This window comes from Pseudonocardia sp. Cha107L01 (assembly GCF_052566575.1).
This window is the reverse complement of the sequence record NZ_CP199579.1, coordinates 3,186,338-3,205,991: the sequence shown is the minus strand read 5'-3', so window position 1 is coordinate 3,205,991 and position 19,654 is coordinate 3,186,338. Positions and strand designations below refer to the sequence as shown.

Annotated in this window: 17 protein-coding genes; 7 read left to right on the top strand and 10 right to left on the bottom strand. The window is 71.7% G+C overall.

Annotation, left to right across the window (positions count from 1 at the left end; all coding sequences use genetic code 11):
- Positions 1-14: 14 nt before the first annotated feature.
- From ACTXG6_RS15160 to ACTXG6_RS15135, 6 genes are all read right to left on the bottom strand, one after another.
- Positions 15-296 carry a formate dehydrogenase subunit delta gene (locus ACTXG6_RS15160; protein ID WP_445188442.1) on the bottom strand — a complete coding sequence of 94 codons (282 nt, stop codon included), beginning with the start codon at positions 294-296 and terminating at the stop codon, positions 15-17.
- Entirely contained in the window at positions 289-3,120 is a 2,832-nt protein-coding gene (gene fdhF, locus ACTXG6_RS15155; protein WP_445188441.1) for a formate dehydrogenase subunit alpha, read from the bottom strand. Before fdhF ends, ACTXG6_RS15160 begins: the two co-directional genes overlap by 8 nt.
- Positions 3,117-4,664 carry a formate dehydrogenase beta subunit gene (locus ACTXG6_RS15150; protein ID WP_445188440.1) on the bottom strand — a complete coding sequence of 516 codons (1,548 nt, stop codon included), beginning with the start codon at positions 4,662-4,664 and terminating at the stop codon, positions 3,117-3,119. The genes fdhF and ACTXG6_RS15150 overlap by 4 nt, the downstream gene beginning before the upstream one ends.
- Positions 4,661-5,137: a formate dehydrogenase subunit gamma gene (locus ACTXG6_RS15145; RefSeq protein WP_445188439.1), complete on the bottom strand. Its 477-nt coding sequence runs from the start codon at positions 5,135-5,137 to the stop codon at positions 4,661-4,663. Before ACTXG6_RS15145 ends, ACTXG6_RS15150 begins: the two co-directional genes overlap by 4 nt.
- Before the next feature lie 73 nt (positions 5,138-5,210).
- Positions 5,211-6,140, bottom strand: a complete 930-nt coding sequence (locus ACTXG6_RS15140) for a LysR family transcriptional regulator (protein WP_445188438.1) — start codon at positions 6,138-6,140, stop codon at positions 5,211-5,213.
- A gap of 589 nt (positions 6,141-6,729) precedes the next feature.
- On the bottom strand, positions 6,730-7,674 hold the full coding sequence (locus ACTXG6_RS15135; protein ID WP_445188437.1) for an FCD domain-containing protein: 945 nt from the start codon (positions 7,672-7,674) through the stop codon (positions 6,730-6,732).
- 50 nt (positions 7,675-7,724) lie between these two features.
- On the opposite strand from ACTXG6_RS15135, the gene ACTXG6_RS15130 reads away from it, so the two are divergent.
- A complete protein-coding gene (locus ACTXG6_RS15130) occupies positions 7,725-8,645 on the top strand; it encodes an isocitrate lyase/PEP mutase family protein (RefSeq protein WP_445188436.1) in 921 nt (306 codons plus the stop codon).
- 285 nt (positions 8,646-8,930) lie between these two features.
- Entirely contained in the window at positions 8,931-9,185 is a 255-nt protein-coding gene (locus ACTXG6_RS15125; protein WP_445188435.1) for a helix-turn-helix domain-containing protein, read from the top strand.
- Positions 9,186-9,411: 226 nt separating this feature from the next.
- Here ACTXG6_RS15125 and ACTXG6_RS15120 read toward each other — a convergent pair whose 3' ends face one another.
- The 3 genes from ACTXG6_RS15120 to ACTXG6_RS15110 form a co-directional block, all read right to left on the bottom strand.
- Positions 9,412-10,245, bottom strand: a complete 834-nt coding sequence (locus ACTXG6_RS15120) for a hypothetical protein (RefSeq protein ID WP_445188434.1) — start codon at positions 10,243-10,245, stop codon at positions 9,412-9,414.
- A complete protein-coding gene (locus tag ACTXG6_RS15115) occupies positions 10,229-10,726 on the bottom strand; it encodes a hypothetical protein (protein WP_445188433.1) in 498 nt (165 codons plus the stop codon). The genes ACTXG6_RS15120 and ACTXG6_RS15115 overlap by 17 nt, the downstream gene beginning before the upstream one ends.
- A 157-nt stretch (positions 10,727-10,883) precedes the next feature.
- Positions 10,884-11,330 (bottom strand): TIGR03618 family F420-dependent PPOX class oxidoreductase, encoded by a 447-nt coding sequence (locus ACTXG6_RS15110; RefSeq protein ID WP_445188432.1) that lies wholly within the window; start codon positions 11,328-11,330, stop codon positions 10,884-10,886.
- Between the two features lie 178 nt (positions 11,331-11,508).
- Between ACTXG6_RS15110 and ACTXG6_RS15105 the strand changes: the two genes are divergently transcribed.
- Genes ACTXG6_RS15105 through ACTXG6_RS15090 form a run of 4 tightly spaced genes read left to right on the top strand, consistent with a single transcriptional unit; the run spans position 11,509 to position 16,085 of the window.
- Positions 11,509-12,843, top strand: coding sequence for an MFS transporter (locus tag ACTXG6_RS15105; protein WP_445188431.1), 1,335 nt, complete (start codon positions 11,509-11,511; stop codon positions 12,841-12,843).
- Between the two features lie 10 nt (positions 12,844-12,853).
- Positions 12,854-13,510, top strand: a complete 657-nt coding sequence (locus ACTXG6_RS15100; protein ID WP_445188430.1) for a response regulator transcription factor — start codon at positions 12,854-12,856, stop codon at positions 13,508-13,510.
- Between the two features lie 59 nt (positions 13,511-13,569).
- On the top strand, positions 13,570-15,027 hold the full coding sequence (locus ACTXG6_RS15095) for an ATP-binding protein (protein ID WP_445188429.1): 1,458 nt from the start codon (positions 13,570-13,572) through the stop codon (positions 15,025-15,027).
- Positions 15,024-16,085, top strand: a complete 1,062-nt coding sequence (locus ACTXG6_RS15090) for a TAXI family TRAP transporter solute-binding subunit (RefSeq protein ID WP_445188428.1) — start codon at positions 15,024-15,026, stop codon at positions 16,083-16,085. Before ACTXG6_RS15095 ends, ACTXG6_RS15090 begins: the two co-directional genes overlap by 4 nt.
- Before the next feature lie 65 nt (positions 16,086-16,150).
- Here ACTXG6_RS15090 and ACTXG6_RS15085 read toward each other — a convergent pair whose 3' ends face one another.
- Entirely contained in the window at positions 16,151-18,895 is a 2,745-nt protein-coding gene (locus tag ACTXG6_RS15085) for an aminotransferase class I/II-fold pyridoxal phosphate-dependent enzyme (protein WP_445188427.1), read from the bottom strand.
- Positions 18,896-19,180: 285 nt separating this feature from the next.
- On the opposite strand from ACTXG6_RS15085, the gene ACTXG6_RS15080 reads away from it, so the two are divergent.
- Entirely contained in the window at positions 19,181-19,642 is a 462-nt protein-coding gene (locus ACTXG6_RS15080; protein WP_445188426.1) for a MarR family winged helix-turn-helix transcriptional regulator, read from the top strand.
- The last annotated feature ends 12 nt before the right edge of the window (positions 19,643-19,654 follow it).

Genomic DNA, 19,654 nt, shown 5'->3' with positions numbered 1-19,654 from the left:
TAAAAGCCCAGGGTTCAGCGGCGGATCAGCTCGGCGGTGGCGAGGACGGCCGGGTCGTGCACCGCCCCGGCGTCGACCGCGGCCAGCAGTGTCTTGCGCATCCGGGGATCCCAGAACTGCCGGATGTGGTCGGCCATCACGGCGGCGGTCTCGGTGGTCGGCCGGCCCTCGAACTGCGCGGCGATCTCACCGGCTAGCCGCAGCACCGGTTCCGTCGCGGAGTGCCCAGCCGTCGCGGAGTGCCCAGCCACCGCGGCGTGCCCGGTCACCCCTGTGACACCAGCCAGCTCAGCCACCGGCCACCGCCACCCGTACCGGCACCGCGGCCTCGTCGTGCGCGACGTCCACCGGCCCCGCCGCGAGCGCCACCTGCACAGCCGTCACCTTGTACTCCGGGCAGTTGGTCGCCCAGTCGGACTGGTCGGTGGTGACCACGTTCGCGCCGGTCACCGGGTGGTGGAAGGTGGTGTAGCAGACCCCGACCGGCATCCGGTCGGCGATGATCGCGCGCAGCGTGGTGCGCCCGACCCGGCTGGCCAGCGACACCAGGTCGCCGTCGTTGATGCCGCGCACCTCGGCGTCGTGCGGATGGATCTCCAGCACGTCCTCGGGATGCCAGGCGACGTTGGCGGTCCGCCGGGTCTGCGCGCCGACGTTGTACTGCGACAGGATCCGCCCCGTGGTCAGGATCAGCGGGTACTTGCGGGTGCTGCGTTCCTTCGTCGGCACGTACGTGGTCTGGATGAACCGGCCCTTGCCGCGCACGAACCGGTCCGCGTGCATGATCGGCGTGCCCTCCGGGGCGGCGGCGTTGCACGGCCACTGCACGCTGCCCACCCGGTCGAGGTGCTCGAACGAGACGCCGGCGAAGGTCGGCGTGGTCAGCGCGATCTCGTCCATGATCTGCGCCGAGCTGTCGTAGTGCATCGGGTAGCCCATCGCCTGCGCGATCTCGGCGATGATCTCCCACTCCTGCTTGCCGGTGCGGGAGGCCATCACCGGGCGGACCCGGTTGATCCGCCGCTCGGCGTTGGTGAACGTGCCGTCCTTCTCCAGGAACGAGGTGCCCGGCAGCAGCACGTGGGCGAACTTGGCGGTCTCGTTCACGAACAGGTCCTGCACCACCACCAGGTCCAGCGCGGCGAGCGCGGCGTGCACGTGCTTGGTGTTCGGGTCGGACTGGGCGATGTCCTCACCCTGGACGAACAGCGCCCGGAACGAGCCGTCCAGCGCGGAGTCGAACATGTTCGGGATGCGCAGGCCGGGCTCGTCCAGCATCTGGACGCCCCACAGCTCCTCGTACACCGACCGCACCGCGTCGTCGGAGACGTGCCGGTAGCCGGGCAGCTCGTGCGGGAATGAGCCCATGTCGCAGGAGCCCTGCACGTTGTTCTGCCCGCGCAGCGGGTTGATGCCGACGCCGTCGCGGCCGATGTTGCCGGTGGCCATCGCCAGGTTGGCCATGCCCATCACCATCGTCGAACCCTGGCTGTGCTCGGTCACCCCGAGGCCGTAGTAGATCGCCCCGTTGCCGGCCTCGGCGAACAGCCGGGCCGCCGCCCTGACCTCGGCGGCGGGCACCCCGGTGATCGACTCGACGGCTTCCGGGCTGTGCTCGTCGCCGGCGATGAACGACTCCCACCCGGCGACGTCCTCGCAGCGGGCGTCCACGAACTCCCGGTCGAGCAGGCCCTCGGTGACCACCACGTGCGCCATCGCGTTGATCATCGCGACGTTGCTGCCCGGGGCCAGCGCCAGGTGGTGGCTGGCCTCGATGTGCGGGGAGCGGACCAGGTCGATCCGCCGGGGGTCGACCACGATCAGCTTCGCGCCCTGGCGCAGCCGACGCTTCATCCGGGACGCGAACACCGGGTGCCCGTCGGTCGGGTTCGCGCCGATCACCATGATCACGTCGGCCTTGGCGACGGACTTGAAGTCCTGGGTGCCCGCCGAGGTGCCGAAGGTCTGCTTGAGCCCGTAGCCGGTCGGTGAGTGGCAGACCCGGGCGCAGGTGTCGACGTTGTTGTTGCCGAACGCCGCCCGGACCATCTTCTGGACGACGTAGACCTCTTCGTTGGTGCAGCGGGACGAGGTGATGGCCCCGATCGAGCCGGTCCCGTGCTCGGCCTGGATCTCCAGCAGCCGCCGCGCGGTGAAGCCGATGGCCTCCTCCCAGGACACCGTGCGCCACTCGTCGGCGATCGAGTCGCGCACCATCGGCTCCAGCACCCGGTCCGGGTGCGAGGCGTACCCGAAGGCGAACCGGCCCTTCACGCACGAGTGGCCCTCGTTCGCCCCGCCGTCCTTGTAGGGCACCATCCGGACCAGCTCGTCACCGCGCAGCTCGGCCTTGAACGAGCAGCCGACGCCGCAGTACGCACACGTGGTGATCACCGACCGGGTCGGCATACCCAGCTCGACGACCGTCTTCTCCTGCAGCGTCGCCGTCGGGCAGGCCTGCACGCAGGCACCGCAGGACACGCAGTCGGACTCCATGAACGGAACCCCGGCGCCGGCCGAGACCTTCGAGTCGAAGCCGCGCCCCTCGATGGTCAGCGCCAGGGTGCCCTGCACCTCGTCGCAGGCCCGCACGCAGCGCGAACACACGATGCACTTGGAGGCGTCGAAGTCGAAGTACGGGTTGGAGGTGTCCTTCAGCAGGTCCAGGTGGTTCGCGTCGGCGTCGACCCCCGAGCCGTAGCGCACCTCGCGCAGCCCGGTCACCCCGGCCATGTCCTGCAGCTCGCAGTCGCCGTTGGCCGAGCAGGTCAGGCAGTCCAGCGGGTGGTCGGAGATGTAGAGCTCCATGACGCCGCGGCGCAGCTTGGCGACCTTCTCGGTCTGCGTGCGCACCACCATGCCCGGCGCCACCGGGGTGGTGCAGGACGCCGGGGTGCCCCGCGCGCCGTCGATCTCAACCACGCACAGCCGGCAGGAACCGAACGCCTCGAGGCTGTCGGTGGCGCACAGCTTGGGGATGTCGACGCCGGCGTGCTTGGCCGCCCGCATGACCGAGGTACCCGGCGCCACGGTGACGGCCATCCCGTCCACGGTCAGTTCGACGGTGGCCGCACCGGGCCGCGCCGGGGTGCCGAAGTCGGGTTCCTTGAGCAGGCTCATGTGGCGCCTTCCAGGTCAGCTCTCAGATCATCCACACCGAAGTCCTCGGCGAAATGCTTGACCGCGCTGCGGACCGGCATGGGGGTGAGCCCACCCATGGCGCACAGCGAGCCGTCGGTCATCAGGTCACACAGGTCACCCAGCAGTACCAGGTTGGCCTTGCGGTCCTCCCCGGCGCGGATCCGGTCGATCGTCTCCACACCGCGCACCGCGCCGACCCGGCACGGGGTGCACCGCCCGCAGGACTCCTCGGCGCAGAACTCCATCGCGAAGCGCGCCATTTTGCTCATGTCCACGGTGTCGTCGAACACCACGATGCCGCCGTGCCCGACCATCGCCCCGGACGCGGCGAACGCCTCGTAGTCCATCGGCAGGTCGAACTGCGCGGGCGGCAGGTACGCCCCCAGCGGGCCGCCGACCTGCACCGCGCGCACCGGGCGCCCGGACGCGGTACCGCCGCCGAAGGTCTGCACGAGCTCGCCGAGCGTGATGCCGAACGCGGTCTCCACCACGCCGCCGCGCGCGACGTTGCCGCCGAGCTGGAACACCTGGGTGCCCCGCGAGCGCCCCACCCCGAGGTCGGCGAACGCCTGCGCGCCGCCGGCCAGGATCGCCGGCACCGAGCCGAGAGTGAGCACGTTGTTGACCACGGTGGGCTGGCCGAACAGGCCCTCCAGCGCGGGGATCGGCGGCTTGGGGCGCACCGTGCCGCGCTTGCCCTCGAGGCTCTCCAGCATGGAGGTTTCCTCGCCGCAGATGTAGGCGCCGGCACCGACCCGGACGTACAGGTCGAACCGCAGGTCGCTGCCGAGCACCCGGTCGCCCAGCCAGCCCTGCAGGTAGGCGGCGTCGATCGCGGCGCGCAGCGCGGCCACCGCGTCCGGGTACTCCGAGCGCACGTAGATGTAGCCCTCGGTGGCGCCGACCGCGTGCGCGGTGATCGTCATGCCCTCGATCAGGGTGAACGGGTCGCCCTCGAGCAGCATCCGGTCGGCGAAGGTGCCGCTGTCGCCCTCGTCGGCATTGCAGCAGACGAACTTCAGCGGGGAGCTGGCGCCGAGCACTGTCTTCCACTTGATCCCGGTCGGGAAGCCGGCGCCGCCGCGGCCGCGCAGCCCGGATGCGGTCACCTCGGCGACCACGTCCTCGGGCGCCATCGCCAGCGCCCGGCGCAGTCCGACCAGTCCGCCGTGCCGCTCGTAGTCCGTCGCCGAGCGGGGGTCGACCACGCCGACCCTGGCGAAGGTGACCCGCTGCTGGGCCCGCATCCAGGGCAGCTCGGTGACCGGTCCGAGGTTCAGCTCGTGCGGCGCGCCGTCCAGCAGACCGGCGGCGAGGAGGCCGTCCACCTGCTCGGCGAGCACCGGGCCGTAGCCCACCCGACCGGCCGGGGTGTCCACCTCGACCAGCGGCTCCAGCCAGAGCATGCCGCGCGAGCCGGTACGGACGATGTCGACGTCGGGGGCGATCGCGGCGATCCGCTCGGCCACCTCGTCGGCGCCGACCGAACAGGCGGCCGAGTCCCGGGGGACGAACACCTTCATCGCAGGTCTCCCAACAGCGCGTCGAACCGGGCCGGGCTGACCCGCCCGTGCAGCCGGTCGCCGACCGCCACTGTCGGCCCGAGCGCGCAGTTGCCCAGGCAGAACACCTCGTCCAGGGTCACCGCGCCGTCCTCGGTGGTGGCGCCGGCCTTGGTGCCGAGGCTGGCCTCGGCGTGCGCGAGCACCCGGTCCGCGCCGACCGCCTGGCAGGCCTCGGCCCGGCAGATCCGGACGGTGACCCGGCCCGGCGGCTCGCGGCGGAAGTCCTTGTAGAACGTGACCACCCCGTGCACCTCGGCGACGGACAGGTTCAGCACGTCGGCCAGGATCGGCACCGCGGCCGCGTCGACGTAACCGAACTCGGCCTGCACCTCGTGCAGGATGGGCAGCAGCGCGCCACGCTGGCCGCTGTGCGCGGTCGCGATGGCTCTGACCTTCTCAGCTGCGAAAACGTCAGTCAGACCAGATTGCATACTAGATACTGTGGGCTGTTCCGGCCCACTCGGTCAAGACCAGTTGCGGCTATGCCGTGATAACCGGTGGTTATCACGGCGAGTCGAGGTGCGTGCGCACCACGTCGTTCAGCGCGGCCCTGAGGTCGATCTCCCTGGTCACCTCGAGCAGGGCCCGGGCCAGCATCGGCTCCGGGTCACGGTCGGCCAGCACCAGGCCCACCTGGTAGGTGCGGCTGGGGCGCGCCATCGGGATCACCCGCATGCCCGCCGGCACGCCGAACATGTACAGCCACGGGTGCGCGATGACCGTGGACCACTGCCGGGTACCCACGTGCGCGTACAACACCGACACCGCGTCCGCCTCGATCGAGGGCAGCACCGTGACGCCCGCCTCGGCGAAGTGCGAGTCGAGGATGCGCCGGTTCTGCATGCTGGGCGCGAGCAGACACATCTCGGTGTCGGCCAACTCGGCCCAGCCGACCTCATCCCGGCCGGCGAACTTGCCGTCGGACGCGGTGAGCAACAGGTACCGCTCGGCGTAGAGCGGCACCGTGCGCACGGTGCCGAGCGGTTCACCGTCCACGTAGGTCATGCCGACGTCGAGCTCGAACTCGGCGAGGCGGTGCACGATCTCCCGCGAGGACAGCGACTGCACCGAGATGCGCACCAACGGGTGCCGCTCCCGGAACGGCGCGGTGAGCAGCGAGATCGCGGTCAGCGCGGTGGGGATCGCACCGATCCGCAGCTGCCCGGACAGGCCGCCGCGCAGGGTGGACAGGTCGTGCCGCAGCGCTTCCTGGTCGGCCAGGATCCGGTGGGTCCAGCGCACCACCCGCTCGCCCTCGGGCGTGAACCCCTCGAACCGGCGGCCGCGGCGCACGATCTGCACCCCAAGCTCGGCCTCCAGCCGCCGGATGCCCGCCGAGAGCGCCGGCTGCGAGACACCACAGGCCGCCGCCGCCCGCGCGAAGTGCCGCTCCCGCGCCAGCGCGCTCAGGTACTCCAGTTGGCGCAGCAGCACGGCATATACATACTCCCCCGCACCCCGGCGCCGCACCCGCCCTGGCGCCGCCCGGGGCCAACCTCTCCGGTCGCACAGACCGGGTGCCGGCCGCACAGGGCGTACACGCTCTGTGCGGCCGACACCAGACGTGCGCCGCCTAGAGCCCACCTAGCACGGCGCCCTCGCCGGCGGTGGCGGTGGCGGCGGGGGTGGCGGGGGTGGCGGGGGTGGCGCCGAGTGGTACGCCAGCGGGCTTTGATCATGACCGCAACCCCGCTGGTGTACCACTCGGCGAGCACCCGGTGGTCGCCGGTCCCGGGCGCACTGTTGCGTCGGAGCGCAGTGCTGAGCGCTCAGTCCACACAGCACACCCTGTGTCGTCGCGGCACACCCGCCGCAGTGGTTGTGCGGCGACGACACAGGGTGCGCGGCGCCCGGGGATCGGGGATTTCGCGCGCGGCGGTCGGCAGCTCACAAGGCCCGCCCCGGCCCGGGGTACCCGCGCACCTCAGCTGGGCACCGTCAGCCACCTCAGCTGGGCACCCTCAGCCACCTCAGCTGGGCACCCTCAGCCACCTCAGCTGGGCACCGTCAGCCGCACCCATCCTCATGCAGGGGCCGCCGCGAGCATCACGGCCCTGGCGTTGCGGATGTGCGCGGTCATCACCGCCCCCGCCCAGACCGGGTCACCGGCCGAGATCGCCGCGACGATCTCCAGGTGGTGCGCCAGGCTCCGGTGCAGCGACTCGTCGTCGTAGGTGTGGAAGTTGCGCAGCACGATCGGCGGGTGCACCGCGCCGGCCAGTGCCGAGGCCATGGCGGGCTGGTCGGCGATGCTCACCAGCCGGGCGTGGAACTGCCGGTTCAGCGTGACGATCGCGTCCAGGTCCTGGTGCGGGCCGGGCGAACCGGCGGCGAGCATCGCGCGGGCCAGCTGGCGCAACGCGGTGACGTCTTCCGGGGTGGCCCTGGACGCGGCCAGTTCGGTGAGCGCGGGCTCCAGTTGGACGCGCAGGTCGAAGACAGCCCGCAGCTCGTCGACCGTCCAACGGCTCACCCGGGCGCCCCGGTTCGGCACCAGCTCGACCAGCCCTTCGGCGGCCAGCCGGGCGAGCGCCTCGCGGACCGGCGTACGACTGACCCCGAGGCGGTCCGCGAGCTCCACCTCACCGAGCCGCGCGCCGGCCGCGAGGTCACCGCGCAGGATGAGCTCGCGCAACGCGCCGGTGGCCCGTTGCGACGACGTCCCCGCTGGCGGCGGCGACGCCCGTTCCGCCGCCTGCGAGGACGCAGGTCCTGTCGGCGGCGACGACGTCCCCGCTGCCGGCTGCGACGACGTCCCCGCTGCCGGTGGCGACGACGTCCCCGCTGCCGGCGGCGGCGACGCCTGCGCTGCCGGCGGCGACGACGCAGGTCCCGCCGGCTGCGAGAACGCCCCCGCTGCCGGCGGCGACGACGCAGGTCCCGCCGGTTGCGAGGACGCCGCTGCTCGTGTCACTTTGCCCCCGATGATTGTGTGCAATCTAGGTCGACCGATCGGCAGAACCACCATATCGCGCGTATCTTCCGGCTAGATGTATGCAACATCGGCACGGACGGGAGATGCACACCGTGGGAGACCTACTGCCCTCGACCGCCGCACCGGACACCGGTTCGCCCCGGGCCCGGCTCCGCGAACTGCTCGCCGCGCCGGAGCCGCTGATCGCGCCGGGCGGCTACGACGCACTGTCCGCGCGACTGATCGAGCAGGCCGGATTCGACGCCGTCTACATGACCGGGTTCGGCAGCACCGCGGGGTTGCTGGGGCGGCCGGACGTCGGCCTGCTGACCGGCACCGAGATGGTCGACAACGCGCGCCGCATGGTGGCCGCCGTGAACCGCCCGGTGATCGCCGACGCGGACACCGGCTACGGCAACGCGGTCAACGTGCTGCGCACCGTCGCCGCCTACGAGCAGGCCGGGGTGGCCGGCATCCACCTCGAGGACCAGGTGATGCCGAAGAAGTGCGGCCACCTGAGCGGCAAGGCGGTGATCCCCACCGAGGAAATGGTCGGCAAGATCCGGGCCGCGGTGGCCGCCCGGCGTGACCCGGACTTCGTACTGATCGCCCGGACCGACGCGGCCGCCGTACACGGGCTGGACGAGGCGATCGCCCGGGCCCGCCGCTACGCCGACGCGGGCGCGGACGCGCTGTTCGTCGAGGCGCCGATCAGCGAGGCTGACATCGCGCGGGTGGCCACCGAGCTGCGCGGGGTCGCGCCGCTGGTGTTCAACTGGGCGGAGGGCGGGCGCACGCCGCCGCTGACCCTGGCGCGCATCCGGGAGCTCGGCTTCGCCATGGTGCTGTATCCCATCGGCACCCTGCTCGCCGCGACCGCGGGGATGAGGGCACTCCTCGCACGGCTGCGCAGCGACGGCACCCCCGCCGCGGCGCTGCCCGGACTGCCCAGCTTCACCGAGTTCACCGACCTCGTCGGCCTGCCCGAGATCACCGAACTGGAGCAGCGGTTCGCCGGCGCCTAACGGAACCGGGCCGGACCGGGCGACCACGCACGGACGTCATCAACAGCGTGAACAGCACGGACGGCACCCGGGGCAGCCGCGCCCGCAACGCATCCCGATCTCCTGTGGACAACTCGGCGGCCACACAGCTCACGCACAGGACCGACATACCCGCGACATAGACGAATGGCTACTTTCAGTAGTGCATGCCCCAAATGAGGACCCTCATTTACCCGTACTGGTGAATCAGGCGCAGGCATGCTCCCCACTCGTAACAGTTCACCGGACGCTGGCGACCTGACTGACATGAATCTCGGCGAGCAGAAGGTCACGGGGGGCCTCGGACCCGACGCGGAGGACGATCCACGATTGGCGAGCGGCAAAGAGCTACTCACGGTCGCTGAAGTCTCCGCGTTACTCCGGGTCTCCAAGATGACGATCTATCGAATGGTGCACTCAGACGAGATAACCCACGTCAGAGTCGGTCGCTCGTTCCGCATCCCGGCCGATGCGGTACGCCGGATCCTCGGCACCCGCAACGCGGCGCACCTCCGGCCATAGATGCGACCGAGTCGCGACCGAGTCGCGATCACGGCCGACCCGCGCCGCGGCAACGTCGATCGACACCGACCAGTCGCGACGCAAATCGCACTGGCTCCTCAGCCCGGGCGGGCGCCGATCGCTCCGCCCACGCGAGTCCCCGGTCCCAACCACACCGGGGCGCTCCCCGCACAGCCCACCGTCAGGTGATCGCGATTAGGCCTACGGTGGAGTAACCGAGGACGGCTCAGCGCAGCACGTTCACCGCGCGAGCCACCACCAGCAGGACCACCACGAGCGCCACCACCGACTGCACCATCATGATCATTTTTGCCCATCTGGACAGCGGCAGAACGTCGGTCGGGCTGAACGCGGTGGAGTTGGTGAACGAGAGGTAGAGGTAGTCCACGAACGTCGGCTCCCAGTCGGGATCGGCGAGCTCGGGACTCTGCATCTGGGCGAACACGAAGTCCGGGTAGTCCCGGACGCCGGCGGCCCGGGCCGCCGGACCGCCCCGGTCCAGCTCCCAGTAGATCAACGCGAAAGCGATCGCGTTGGTCAACCAGATCGTCGCGCCGGCGGTGAGTAGCTCGGTCGGGGTGAACGGGCGTCCGAGAACCAATGCGTCGACGAGTAGCACCGCCGACCACCCGTTGGACAGCCCGATCAGTCCGGTGAGCAGCAATCCGCCGGCGCGCAGCACGGCGGACTCGCGGTTGAGCCGGAACGGGTTTGCCACCACCAGCCCGACCAGCAGCACCAGCTCCGCCACCGGCAGCAGGTAGCGCTGTTGCGGCACCATCCGGTCCGGCAACGGCAGCTGCAGTCCGATCGCGACCACCACCGCGAGGGCCTGCGGCCAGCGGTGTTCCCCCTCGGTACGGCGGCGCCACGCCGGCTCGGCCGGGTCGTCGGCCGACTGCTCGGCCGGCGGGCTCGTCACGATGTTGACCTTACGGCCGCGGCGGCGTCGCACCCGGATCAGCGCCGCCGCCGCGCCGCCGCGAAGCTGACCGCCCGCCCCAGCCACCAACCGCCGCGCCGGCTCAGCCACCCGCGCCCGCTCAACTGCCGGCGACACCCCGGGTCTGCTCGATCAGCGTGCTCAGACCGGCCCGGACATGGCCGAGGTCGGTGGTACAGATCGCCGCGTTCTCCGGGCCCGAGGCATACGGCCCGCTGCCGCAGCCGTCCCGGTCGAAGGCGTCCGCGGCGGCCAGGATCCCCGCCGAGGTGGTCTGCACCGCGGGGCCGTTGGGCAGCTGGGCCGACCCGTTGCGCACCGTGTTCACGGCGGAGCGCAGTTCGGCGAGGTACCGGTCGCAGACCGGGTACACCTGGTCCGGGGGGCTGATCTGGCAGCCGTCCTGGCTGATCAGGTTCAGCTTGGTCACCGCGTTGGCCACCGCGTGGCCGGCGGTCGGGGTGGCGTTCGCGGTCGGCGGCGCGGTATTCGCCGGCGCCGTGTTGGTCAAGGCGGAAGAACCACATCCGGCCACCATCGTGAGTACCCAGGTACCCGCCGCCACACCGAGCCACAACCGATCGAGCCGCACCGCCATGTGCCCATCATGGCCAATCGCCGGCGCGGGCCGCCGCCGGGCCGGCACAGCACGGCCGCACCGACCCCGCCGGGCCGGCACAGCACCGCCGCACCACCCCCGCCGGGCCGGCACAGCACCGCGGCGCCGAAGCTCACCCCGACCGCGCCGGCGCCGCTCAGCTGCCGCCGTTGCTGTAGATCCGGGTCGGCGTGACCAGCACCGCGGCCCGGCGCTGCTCGGCCATCGCCCGGTCGTACCCGTCCCAGTCGTCGTGCGTGCCGCCGGCGGCGGTGAACACCTCGCGCAGCAGCAGCCGCAGCGCCTCGCCGTCGATGCCCGGGTGCGGGTCGTCGGGCCCGATGATCGTCGTCGTGCCCTCCACCGCGAGCCACCTCGGCCCGCTCCGGAAGGTCACCGTGAGCCACGGCCGGGCCCGCAGGTTGGCCAGCTTCGCCCGGCCGTAGGTGACCAGCCCGACGACCTGATCGCCGGTGTCCGGGTGGGGCAGCACTCCCGCGTTGACCACCGAGGACTGCACCGTGCCGTCCGCCCGGGCCGTCGACACCACTACCAGGAAGCCCTCCGGCCGGCCCAGCTCGACCGCGTCCGCCAAGTTCGGCACCGCACACCCCCACCTGCGTTGTATTGGGGAACCGAGCCTAGTACCCCGGCCCCAGGGTGAGCGCCGACAGACCTGAGCGGCCGACAGACCTAAGCGACTGTAAAGCCGGCCCACTCGCGCTTGTCAGCACGGGATCCAGCGGCGACTGTGAACCGGACCACACGCGGGAGGCCCGAAGATGCGCTCAGCGAGCACCACCGAATTCAGCGAACGGCGAGTGATCGCCAACGTCATGAAGGGCTCGATCGGCAACTTGATCGAGTGGTACGACTGGTACACCTACGCCGCCTTCAGCGTCTACTTCGCGGCCACGTTCTTCCCGAAGGGCAATCTCACCGCCCAGCTGCTGAACACCGCGGCGATCTTCGCGGTCGGCTTCCTGATGCGCCCGCTCGGCGGCTGGCTGTTCGGGCGGTTCGCCGACCGGTACGGGCGCCGGCGCTCGCTCACCGTATCCGTCACGCTGATGGCGTTCGGCTCGCTGTTGATCGCGCTGACCCCCGGGTACGGCACCATCGGTGTGGCCGCGCCGGTCATCCTGGTGCTGGCCCGGTTGTTGCAGGGCCTCTCGGTCGGCGGCGAGTACGGCACGTCCGCGACCTACCTGTCCGAGGTGGCCTCCCCCGGCAAGCGCGGCTTCTACTCCAGCTTCCAGTACGTCACGCTGATCGCCGGCCAGCTGATCGCGCTCGGCCTGCAGATCGTGCTGCAGTGGGTGCTGACCGAGCAGCAGCTGACCAGCTGGGGGTGGCGGATCGCGTTCGCCATCGGTGCCACCGGCGCGGTGGTGGCGATGTACCTGCGGCGCACCATGGACGAGTCCGCGAGTTTCGAGGCCGAGGTCGCACACACCGGCGACGGGCCGCGCAGCGGTCTGCGACTGTTGCTGCAGTACCCCCGGCAGTGCCTGCTGGTGGTCGGCCTGACCCTGGGCGGCACCGTCTCGTTCTACACGTTCACCACGTACCTGCAGAAGTTCATGCATCTCACCAGCGGCATTCCGAACAGCACCGTGACCGTCATCAACTTCCTCGCGCTGGTGCTGTTCGTGGCCCTGCAACCGATCGCCGGGGCACTGTCCGACCGGATCGGCCGGCGCCCGCTGCTGATGTTCTTCGGGATCGGCGCCACGCTGCTCACCGCGCCGCTGCTGATGCTGCTGGCGAACACCCGGAGCTCGGTCGGCGCGTTCGCCATCATGATGACCGGCCTGGTGATCGTCACCGGCTACACCTCGATCAACGCGATCGTGAAGGCCGAGCTGTTCCCGACCAGCATCCGGGCGCTCGGCGTCGGGCTGCCCTACGGCCTCACCGTGGCCATCTTCGGCGGCAGCACCGAGTACGTCGCGCTGGCGCTGAAGAACGCCGGCCACGAGGAGGTGTTCTTCTACTACGTTGCGGGCTGCGCGTTGATCTCGTTGCTGGTCTACGGCTGGATGCGGGAAACTTCGCGCAACTCGCCGCTGGACGCCCGGATCGGGGCCAACGCCGAGGCTCTCCCCTCGGAGTGAAAGAGCACTGATGCGAGTACTGCTCGTCGAGGACAACGACGCGGTGGCGAACGCGCTCGTCGACGTCCTCGGCGCCAACGGCCACCGGCCCACCTGGTGTCGCCTCGGCGCGGACGCGCTGACCTCGCACCAGGACGCCGACGTCGTGCTCCTCGATCTCGGGCTGCCCGACCTCGACGGGCTGGAGGTGCTGCGCAGGCTGCGCCGGATCAGCACGGTCCCGGTGCTGGTGCTCACCGCGCGCGGCGACGAGCGCACCGTGGTCCGGGGCCTGCGCGGCGGCGCCGACGACTACCTGGTCAAACCCATCCGGCTGGGCGAGCTGCTGGCCAGGATCGAGGCGGTGAGCCGGCGCGCACCGGCCGCCGGCGAACCGGCCGAACCGGTGGTGCGGGTGACCGATCTGTCCGTCGACCTGGACGCCCGCACGGTGCGGGTGGCCGGCCAACCGGTGGAGCTGACCACCAAGGAGTTCGACGTACTCGCGGTACTGGCCCGCAAGGCCGGCACCGCGGTCAGCCGCCAGCAGATCATGGACCAGGTGTGGGGCGACGCGTACCTGGCGGTGTCCCGCTCGCTGGACGTGCACATGACGACGCTGCGCGCCAAGCTCGACCGCCCGGAGCTGCTGCACACCATCCGCGGCTACGGCTACCGGCTCGGATGAGCCTCGGATGAGCCTGGGATGAGCACAGCTCCGCCGACGGGCGCCGGGATGGGGACAGCGTGCGGCGCCGGCTGCTGATCGCGCTGCTGACCTTCGCGGCGGTGGCCGTCACCGGGTTCGCCTGGCCGCTGTTGAGCAGCACCGCCGCCGAGCGGACCCAGCGCCTGCTCATCGACCGCACCGCGACGCTGGACCGGTTCGCGGTGCTCGCCCAGCAAGGCATCAACACCGGCGACCCCACCACGCTGGTCGCCGAGGCCACCGCCTACGCCGAGCTCTACCGGGAAGGGGTGCTGCTCCTCGACCAGCGCCGCCGCCCGCTGCTCGCGGCCGGTGGGATGACCCCCGACGACCCGGGGCTCAAGCCGCTGATCGACGGGGCGCTGCGCAACGAGCCGGGTCAGCGGTTGCCCCAGCTGCGTCCCTGGTCCAGTGGCCACGTGGTGCTGATCCGCCCGGTCGGGACCGACACCCACATCAGCGGTGTGGTGGCACTGCGCATCTCGGTCACCGCCGCGGCCGCCGACGTCGCCCGGCGCTGGCTGCTGATCGTGCTGGGCGCGCTGACCGCCGCGGTGGGCTTCGTCCTGCTGGCGACGGTGCTGGCCCGGTGGGTGCTGCGCCCGCTCGCGCAACTGGAACGCGGGGTGCTCGCGGTGACCGCCGGCCGGGGCGCCCACGTACCGGGTCTCGGCGGCCCGCCCGAGCTGCGCGCGCTGGCCGTGTCGTTCAACCGGATGTCCGACGCCGTGGTCGCGGCGGCGGACAAGGAACGCCAGCTCGTCGCCGACGCCTCGCACCAGCTGCGTAACCCGATGGCCGCGCTGCGGCTGCGGGTGGACTCACTGGCACCCGACGTCGCGCCGGCGGCCCTGGCCGGCTACCACTCGCTGGCCACCGAGGTCGAGCGGCTGGAGGCACTGCTCGACGGGCTGCTCGCGTTGGCCTCCGCCGACGAGGTGGCCGCCCACCCGGAGCTCGGGCACGACACCTGGTGTTGGCCGGACGTGGTGGTGCGGGCCCGCCTGGCGGCCTGGCGGCCGGCCGCGCGCGACGCCGGGGTGCGGCTGGTGGATGAGCTCCCGCCGGAGGACGACGCGATCGGCCCGGTCGGCTGCACCGACTCCGAGCTGGCCCAGATCCTGGACGTCCTGCTGGACAATGCGATCCGCTACGCCGGCCGGGGCGCCGCCGCCCGGGTGCGCGCCGACCGCCAGCCCGGGGCGGTTCGGCTGGTCGTCGAGGACTCCGGCCCCGGCCTGCCCGACGCCGACCGGGCCCGGGCCACCCAGCGGTTCTGGCGGGCCGCCAAGGACGGCAACGGCCCCGGCACCGGACTGGGCCTGGCCATCGCGGAACGCCTGGTCACCGCGCGCGCCGGCAGCCTGCGCCTGCGGCCCGGCGAACCGACCGGCCTGGCCGTGCAGGTGACGCTCCCGCACGCCGACGCCACCGCGCCCCCGGAGACCGTCGCTCCCGATCCCGCGGCGTCCGATCCCGCGGCGTCCGACCGATGAGCGGGCACGGCCCGGGGGCACTCACCCGGCGGGCGGTGCTGGCCTCGCTGGGGCTGACCGCGCTCGGGCTGACCGCCGCCGGCTGTGGGCAGCGGGGCTACACCGGGCCGGCCCGGACCGTGACCATCGCCGCCGGCGAGCCGGGCGGGTTCTACATCGAGTTCGCCGAGCTGCTGGCCGCCGAGATCACCGACGAGGAGCCCCGGCTGCGCGCGGTCGCGGTACCCACCGAGGGCAGCCTGGACAACGTGGGGCTGCTGGCCGACGGCAAGGCCGACCTCGCGCTGGTGCTCGCGGACGCCGCCCAGGCCACCGCGACGACCGGGGGGCGGCTGCCGACACCGGTGCCGATGCTGGCCATCGGGCGGGTCTACGAGAACTACCTGCAGCTCGTCGTGCTGGCGGACAGCCCGGTGCACCGTCTGACCGACCTCGCCGGGCGGACCGCGTCACTCGGCGCCCACGGCTCCGGGGCCGAACTGATCGGCGACCGGCTGCTGGCCGCCGCCGGGCTCAGCGCCGCCGGACCGAACCCCGCCGGACCGAACCCCGCCGGACCAAACCCCGCCGGACCAAACGCCAGCGGGCCGAACGCCACCGCCGGGGTCACCGTGCAACACCGGCTGCTCGCCGACGCGACCGCCGCCCTGGAGCGCGCCCAGATCGCCGCGCTGCTCTGGTCCGGCGGGGTGCCCACCCCGGCGTTGGCCGCGCTCGCCGGCCGCCGCCCGATCCGGCTGCTGGCACTGGACAGCGTGATCCCCGCGCTGCGCTCGGCCTACGGCCCGGTGTACGAGCCGACCGCGGTACCCGCCGACGCCTACGGACCGGCCGCCGGCGTGGCCACCATCGGGGTGGCCAACCTGTTGGTCTGCCACCCGGACGCCGACCCCGCGCTGACCGCCACGGTGGCCAGGGTGCTGGTCACGCACGCCGCGCGGTTGGTGCCCGAGCAGGCGTTGGGCACCCAGTTCCTGGACCCGCGCAACCTGATCGTCACCGCCGGCATCCCGCTGCACCCCGGCGCCGTCGCGGCGTACCGGGACCTGCACGGCTGACGGTCAGCACCGGCTCGGCGCCGGCGCGGTGTCGGCCCGGTGCCGGCTCAGTGCCCGGCCGGCCCTCAGTGCTGGGTGGCGGCGGTGTCGGGTTTGAGTGCCTCCGCGGTGAGTACCCGGTAGCCGAGCTCGGGCCGGTAGCCGTGCACCTCCGGGGTGTCCAGGCTGGACATGAACTCGAGGATCTCGCTGCTGAAGCACTGCCCCGGCACGAGCACCGGGAACCCGGGCGGGTACGGCGTGACGAAGGTGGCCGAGACCACCTGCTCGCCGCCCGCCATCCGCGCGGTCACCTCGGCCGGTGTGAGGTACTCGCACAGGTGCTCGTCGTAGGCGGTGAAGAAGGCGCGGCGCATGTCGCCCTCGGGGGTGACCGGGTTCTCGCCGGCCCGGAACGTGTCGTGGAAGGCGCTGAAGTTGGGCAGCGGGGCGGTCGGGACGGTGAGTGCCTCCACGGTCGCGGCGCGTGCGGCCTTCTCCCGGGGGCTCTGGTCGGCGAAACGTTCGTCCAGCTCGCGGACGATCTCCACGAGCACCTCGATGAGATAGGCCACCGAGCTGCGGGTGGTGCCGATGTGGGTCATGAACAGCACCGTGTTGCGGGAGGTCTTGTTGACCTGCACGCCGTGCTTGTCCATCAGGTGGGTCCGTTTGAAGGTGTCGCCGTCGATCCCCGTCGCGCCGATGGACAGGGTGATCCGGCACGGGTCGAGGACGAACTCGTCGGAGTGCCACGCGGTCATCATGTTGGTCAGCCCGGAGCGCAGCGGCTGGTCGATGCCGCTGGGGCGGTACTCCCTCGGGATCAGGTCGGCCGTGGTCAGACAGCGCACGTAGCGGCTCAGCAGCGGGTGGTTGTCGATCGCGTCGCGCAGGCTCATCGCGCACTCGACCTGCTTCTGCACCAGCTCGAGGCCCTCCAGCGCGACCTGGCGCCGGCCGAGGTCGAGGGAGGCGAGGATCTGGTAGTTCGGCGAGGTCGACGTGTGCGCCATGTACGCCTCGTGGAACGTCTCCTCGGCCTTCTGGCTGTAGTCCTGGTCGAAGATGTGGATCATGGAGCCCTGGCGGAGCGAGGTGAGCGTCTTGTGCGTCGACTGGGTGGCGTACACCCGCACCCGGGCCTTCGCCGGGTCCGGCCGCAGCCGGGTGTCCAGCAGCGTCTCGTCGCTGACCGGCCCGTCGGACCCGGCCGCCAACTGCTCCGCGTAGCGCGCGTACTCCAGCTGGTACTCCGGGTCGCGCAACCGCTCGAGCAGCGTCTTCGCCGAGGCCATCCCGGTCCGCGAGCGGTAGACCGGGTGGAACCGGGCGAAGGCGAACCATGCCTCGTCCCAGAGGAAGACCAGGTCGGGCTTGATCGCCAGGCACTCCTCCATCACCCGCTCGACGTCGTAGACCACGCCGTCGAAGGTGCAGTTGGTCAACATCAGCAGCTTGACCCGGTCCAGCTTGCCGACCCGGCGCAGCTCCAGCAGGGTCCGCTTGATCTCGCGCAACGGCACCGCGCCGTACATCGAGTACTCGTTGAGCCGGTACGCGTCCAGGTAGCTGACCTGCGCACCCGCGAGCACCAGCCCGTAGTGGTGCGACTGGTGGCAGTTGCGGTCGACCAGCACGATGTCGTTGGGCTTGACCAGGGCCTGCACCACGATCTTGTTCGCGGTGGAGGTGCCGTTGGTGACCCAGAACGTCTCCCGGGAGCCGAACGCCTCCGCCGCCAGCTGCTGGGCCTCGCGCAGCGGCCCGGTCGGCTCCAGCAGCGAGTCCAGTCCGCCGCAGGTCGACGACGTCTCGGCCAGGAAGATGTCCAGCCCGTAGAAGTCCACCATCTCGCGGATCCAGTGCGAGTCCACCACCGACTTGCCCCGCGACACCGGCAGCGCGTGGAACACCCCGGTCGGCTGCCGGCTGTAGTCGCGCAGCGCGTTGAAGAACGGCGCCCGGTACCGGTGCGCCACCCCGCGCAGCACGCTCAGGTGCAGCTCCAGCGACCCCTCGCGGGCGTGGAACACCCGGCGGAAGTCCTGGCCGAGGCGCCCGGCGATCTCCTCGACCGCCACCTCGGCCAGCAGGTACAGGTCGATCTCCGGGCGGATGTCGTGCAGCCGGCGCCCCAGCGCCTGGGCGCGCTGGTCCGGCGGCTGGTCGGCGGACTCCTCGGACAGCCGCTCGTCCAGCACCACGCCGAGGTCCGACAGGTCGTGCGCGGATCGGTGCGCGAACCGCTGCCGGATGATGCACGCCTGGATGTTGAAGTTGAACAACACGGCGGTGACCGCGTCGGTGAAGCTGGGCACCACGACCAGCTCGTAGACGAACTCGTCCTCCCGGCGGCGCAGCCGGCGCAGCTCCTCGCGCAGCGCCCGCTCCTGCGCGGAGGTCAGCTCGCCCACCACGAGTACCTCGAAGTAGGGCCGGCCGGCGGCCTCGGTGCGCGGCTGTTCCGGCTGCGCGGCACCGTCCTGCTCCGGCGAGGTCAGCCCGACGCCGCCACGGAAGGAGTCGTTCACCAGTGACCGGTTGATGTCGCTGACCAGTCGGCAGAGGCCGCTGACGTCACCGCCGGCCAGCAGGCGCTGCACCTGTTGGAAGCGCCGCCGCCCGGGGAAACCCCAGTAGTGCTCCATCGGCTCCAACGTGGCCAGCAGCTCACGTACCCGGTCCAGCACCGCCTTCGACCCGGTCGGGTCCACCACGCCACCGGCCCCGGGAGTGAGTCGGGAACACAGCTCCTCGAGGTTGCTCCAGGTGTCCCGGCGCAACTGCCACATGCTGTTGTAGATCGGCCAGCCGAGGCGATCCGTCATCTCAACCCATCCCCCACCCACGTCGAACAGATCCGGAGCCGGCCGGTGATCCCGCCCGCGCCCGACGGCGCGCGGCCCGTTCCATGCTTGTTCGGCCACGACGACAACGTCAACCCTTGGTGGCGCCTCCTCAGCACCGATTGGCCGGCAGGTAGGGGTTTCACTCGCCGAACGCCGGCCGAACGCCAGCCGAACTCGGCCGTGCGGGGACCGCCTTTCGGGGCTTGTTCGACGGGCTAACTACCCGCCAGTATTGGTCCGGTGCACAGCCAGGGGGGTCCGGCCGTGGAGTCTGTCCGCGCCATCACAGCGCTCGATGACGTCGAGCCGATCGACGTCAACCATCTGACCTATCGGCTCGCGAAGGCCGAGCATCTGCTCGAGCAGCGTCTCGACCATGCGCTCGAGGAGGTGGGGCTGACGTTGCGCCAGTTCACCGTGCTCGCCCACGTGGGTCGAACACCGGGCCTGAGCAGGGCGGACGTCGCCCGCCTGCTGCTCACCACACCGCAGGCGGTCGGCGGGCTGGTGCAGCGACTGGTGACAGCCGGGCTCGTCCAACGCGCGGCGAGCAGCCCGGGGTTGCCCATCGGACTGACCCTCACCGCCGCCGGCGAGCGCGCGCTGCACCGGGCCGCGCCCCTCGTCCGGGAGGCAGAGGACACCGCGGTCGCGGCGGTCGCCGAGGACGAGCGCCAACGGGTCGGCGCGATCCTGGACCAGCTGATCGCGGAACTCTGCCGGTAGCCCGGTAGCCAG

Excerpts from the sequence above, each read along its gene's own strand:
- fdhF (WP_445188441.1), bottom strand. The coding sequence starts at position 3,120 with ATGAGCCTGCTCAAGGAACCCGACTTCGGCACCCCGGCGCGGCCCGGT.
- ACTXG6_RS15150 (WP_445188440.1), bottom strand. The coding sequence starts at position 4,664 with ATGAAGGTGTTCGTCCCCCGGGACTCGGCCGCCTGTTCGGTCGGCGCC.
- ACTXG6_RS15145 (WP_445188439.1), bottom strand. The coding sequence starts at position 5,137 with ATGCAATCTGGTCTGACTGACGTTTTCGCAGCTGAGAAGGTCAGAGCC.
- ACTXG6_RS15135 (WP_445188437.1), bottom strand. The coding sequence starts at position 7,674 with ATGGTGGTTCTGCCGATCGGTCGACCTAGATTGCACACAATCATCGGG.
- ACTXG6_RS15130 (WP_445188436.1), top strand. The coding sequence starts at position 7,725 with ATGCACACCGTGGGAGACCTACTGCCCTCGACCGCCGCACCGGACACC.
- ACTXG6_RS15125 (WP_445188435.1), top strand. The coding sequence starts at position 8,931 with ATGAATCTCGGCGAGCAGAAGGTCACGGGGGGCCTCGGACCCGACGCG.
- ACTXG6_RS15115 (WP_445188433.1), bottom strand. The coding sequence starts at position 10,726 with ATGGCGGTGCGGCTCGATCGGTTGTGGCTCGGTGTGGCGGCGGGTACC.
- ACTXG6_RS15105 (WP_445188431.1), top strand. The coding sequence starts at position 11,509 with ATGCGCTCAGCGAGCACCACCGAATTCAGCGAACGGCGAGTGATCGCC.
- ACTXG6_RS15100 (WP_445188430.1), top strand. The coding sequence starts at position 12,854 with ATGCGAGTACTGCTCGTCGAGGACAACGACGCGGTGGCGAACGCGCTC.
- ACTXG6_RS15090 (WP_445188428.1), top strand. The coding sequence starts at position 15,024 with ATGAGCGGGCACGGCCCGGGGGCACTCACCCGGCGGGCGGTGCTGGCC.
- ACTXG6_RS15085 (WP_445188427.1), bottom strand. The coding sequence starts at position 18,895 with ATGACGGATCGCCTCGGCTGGCCGATCTACAACAGCATGTGGCAGTTG.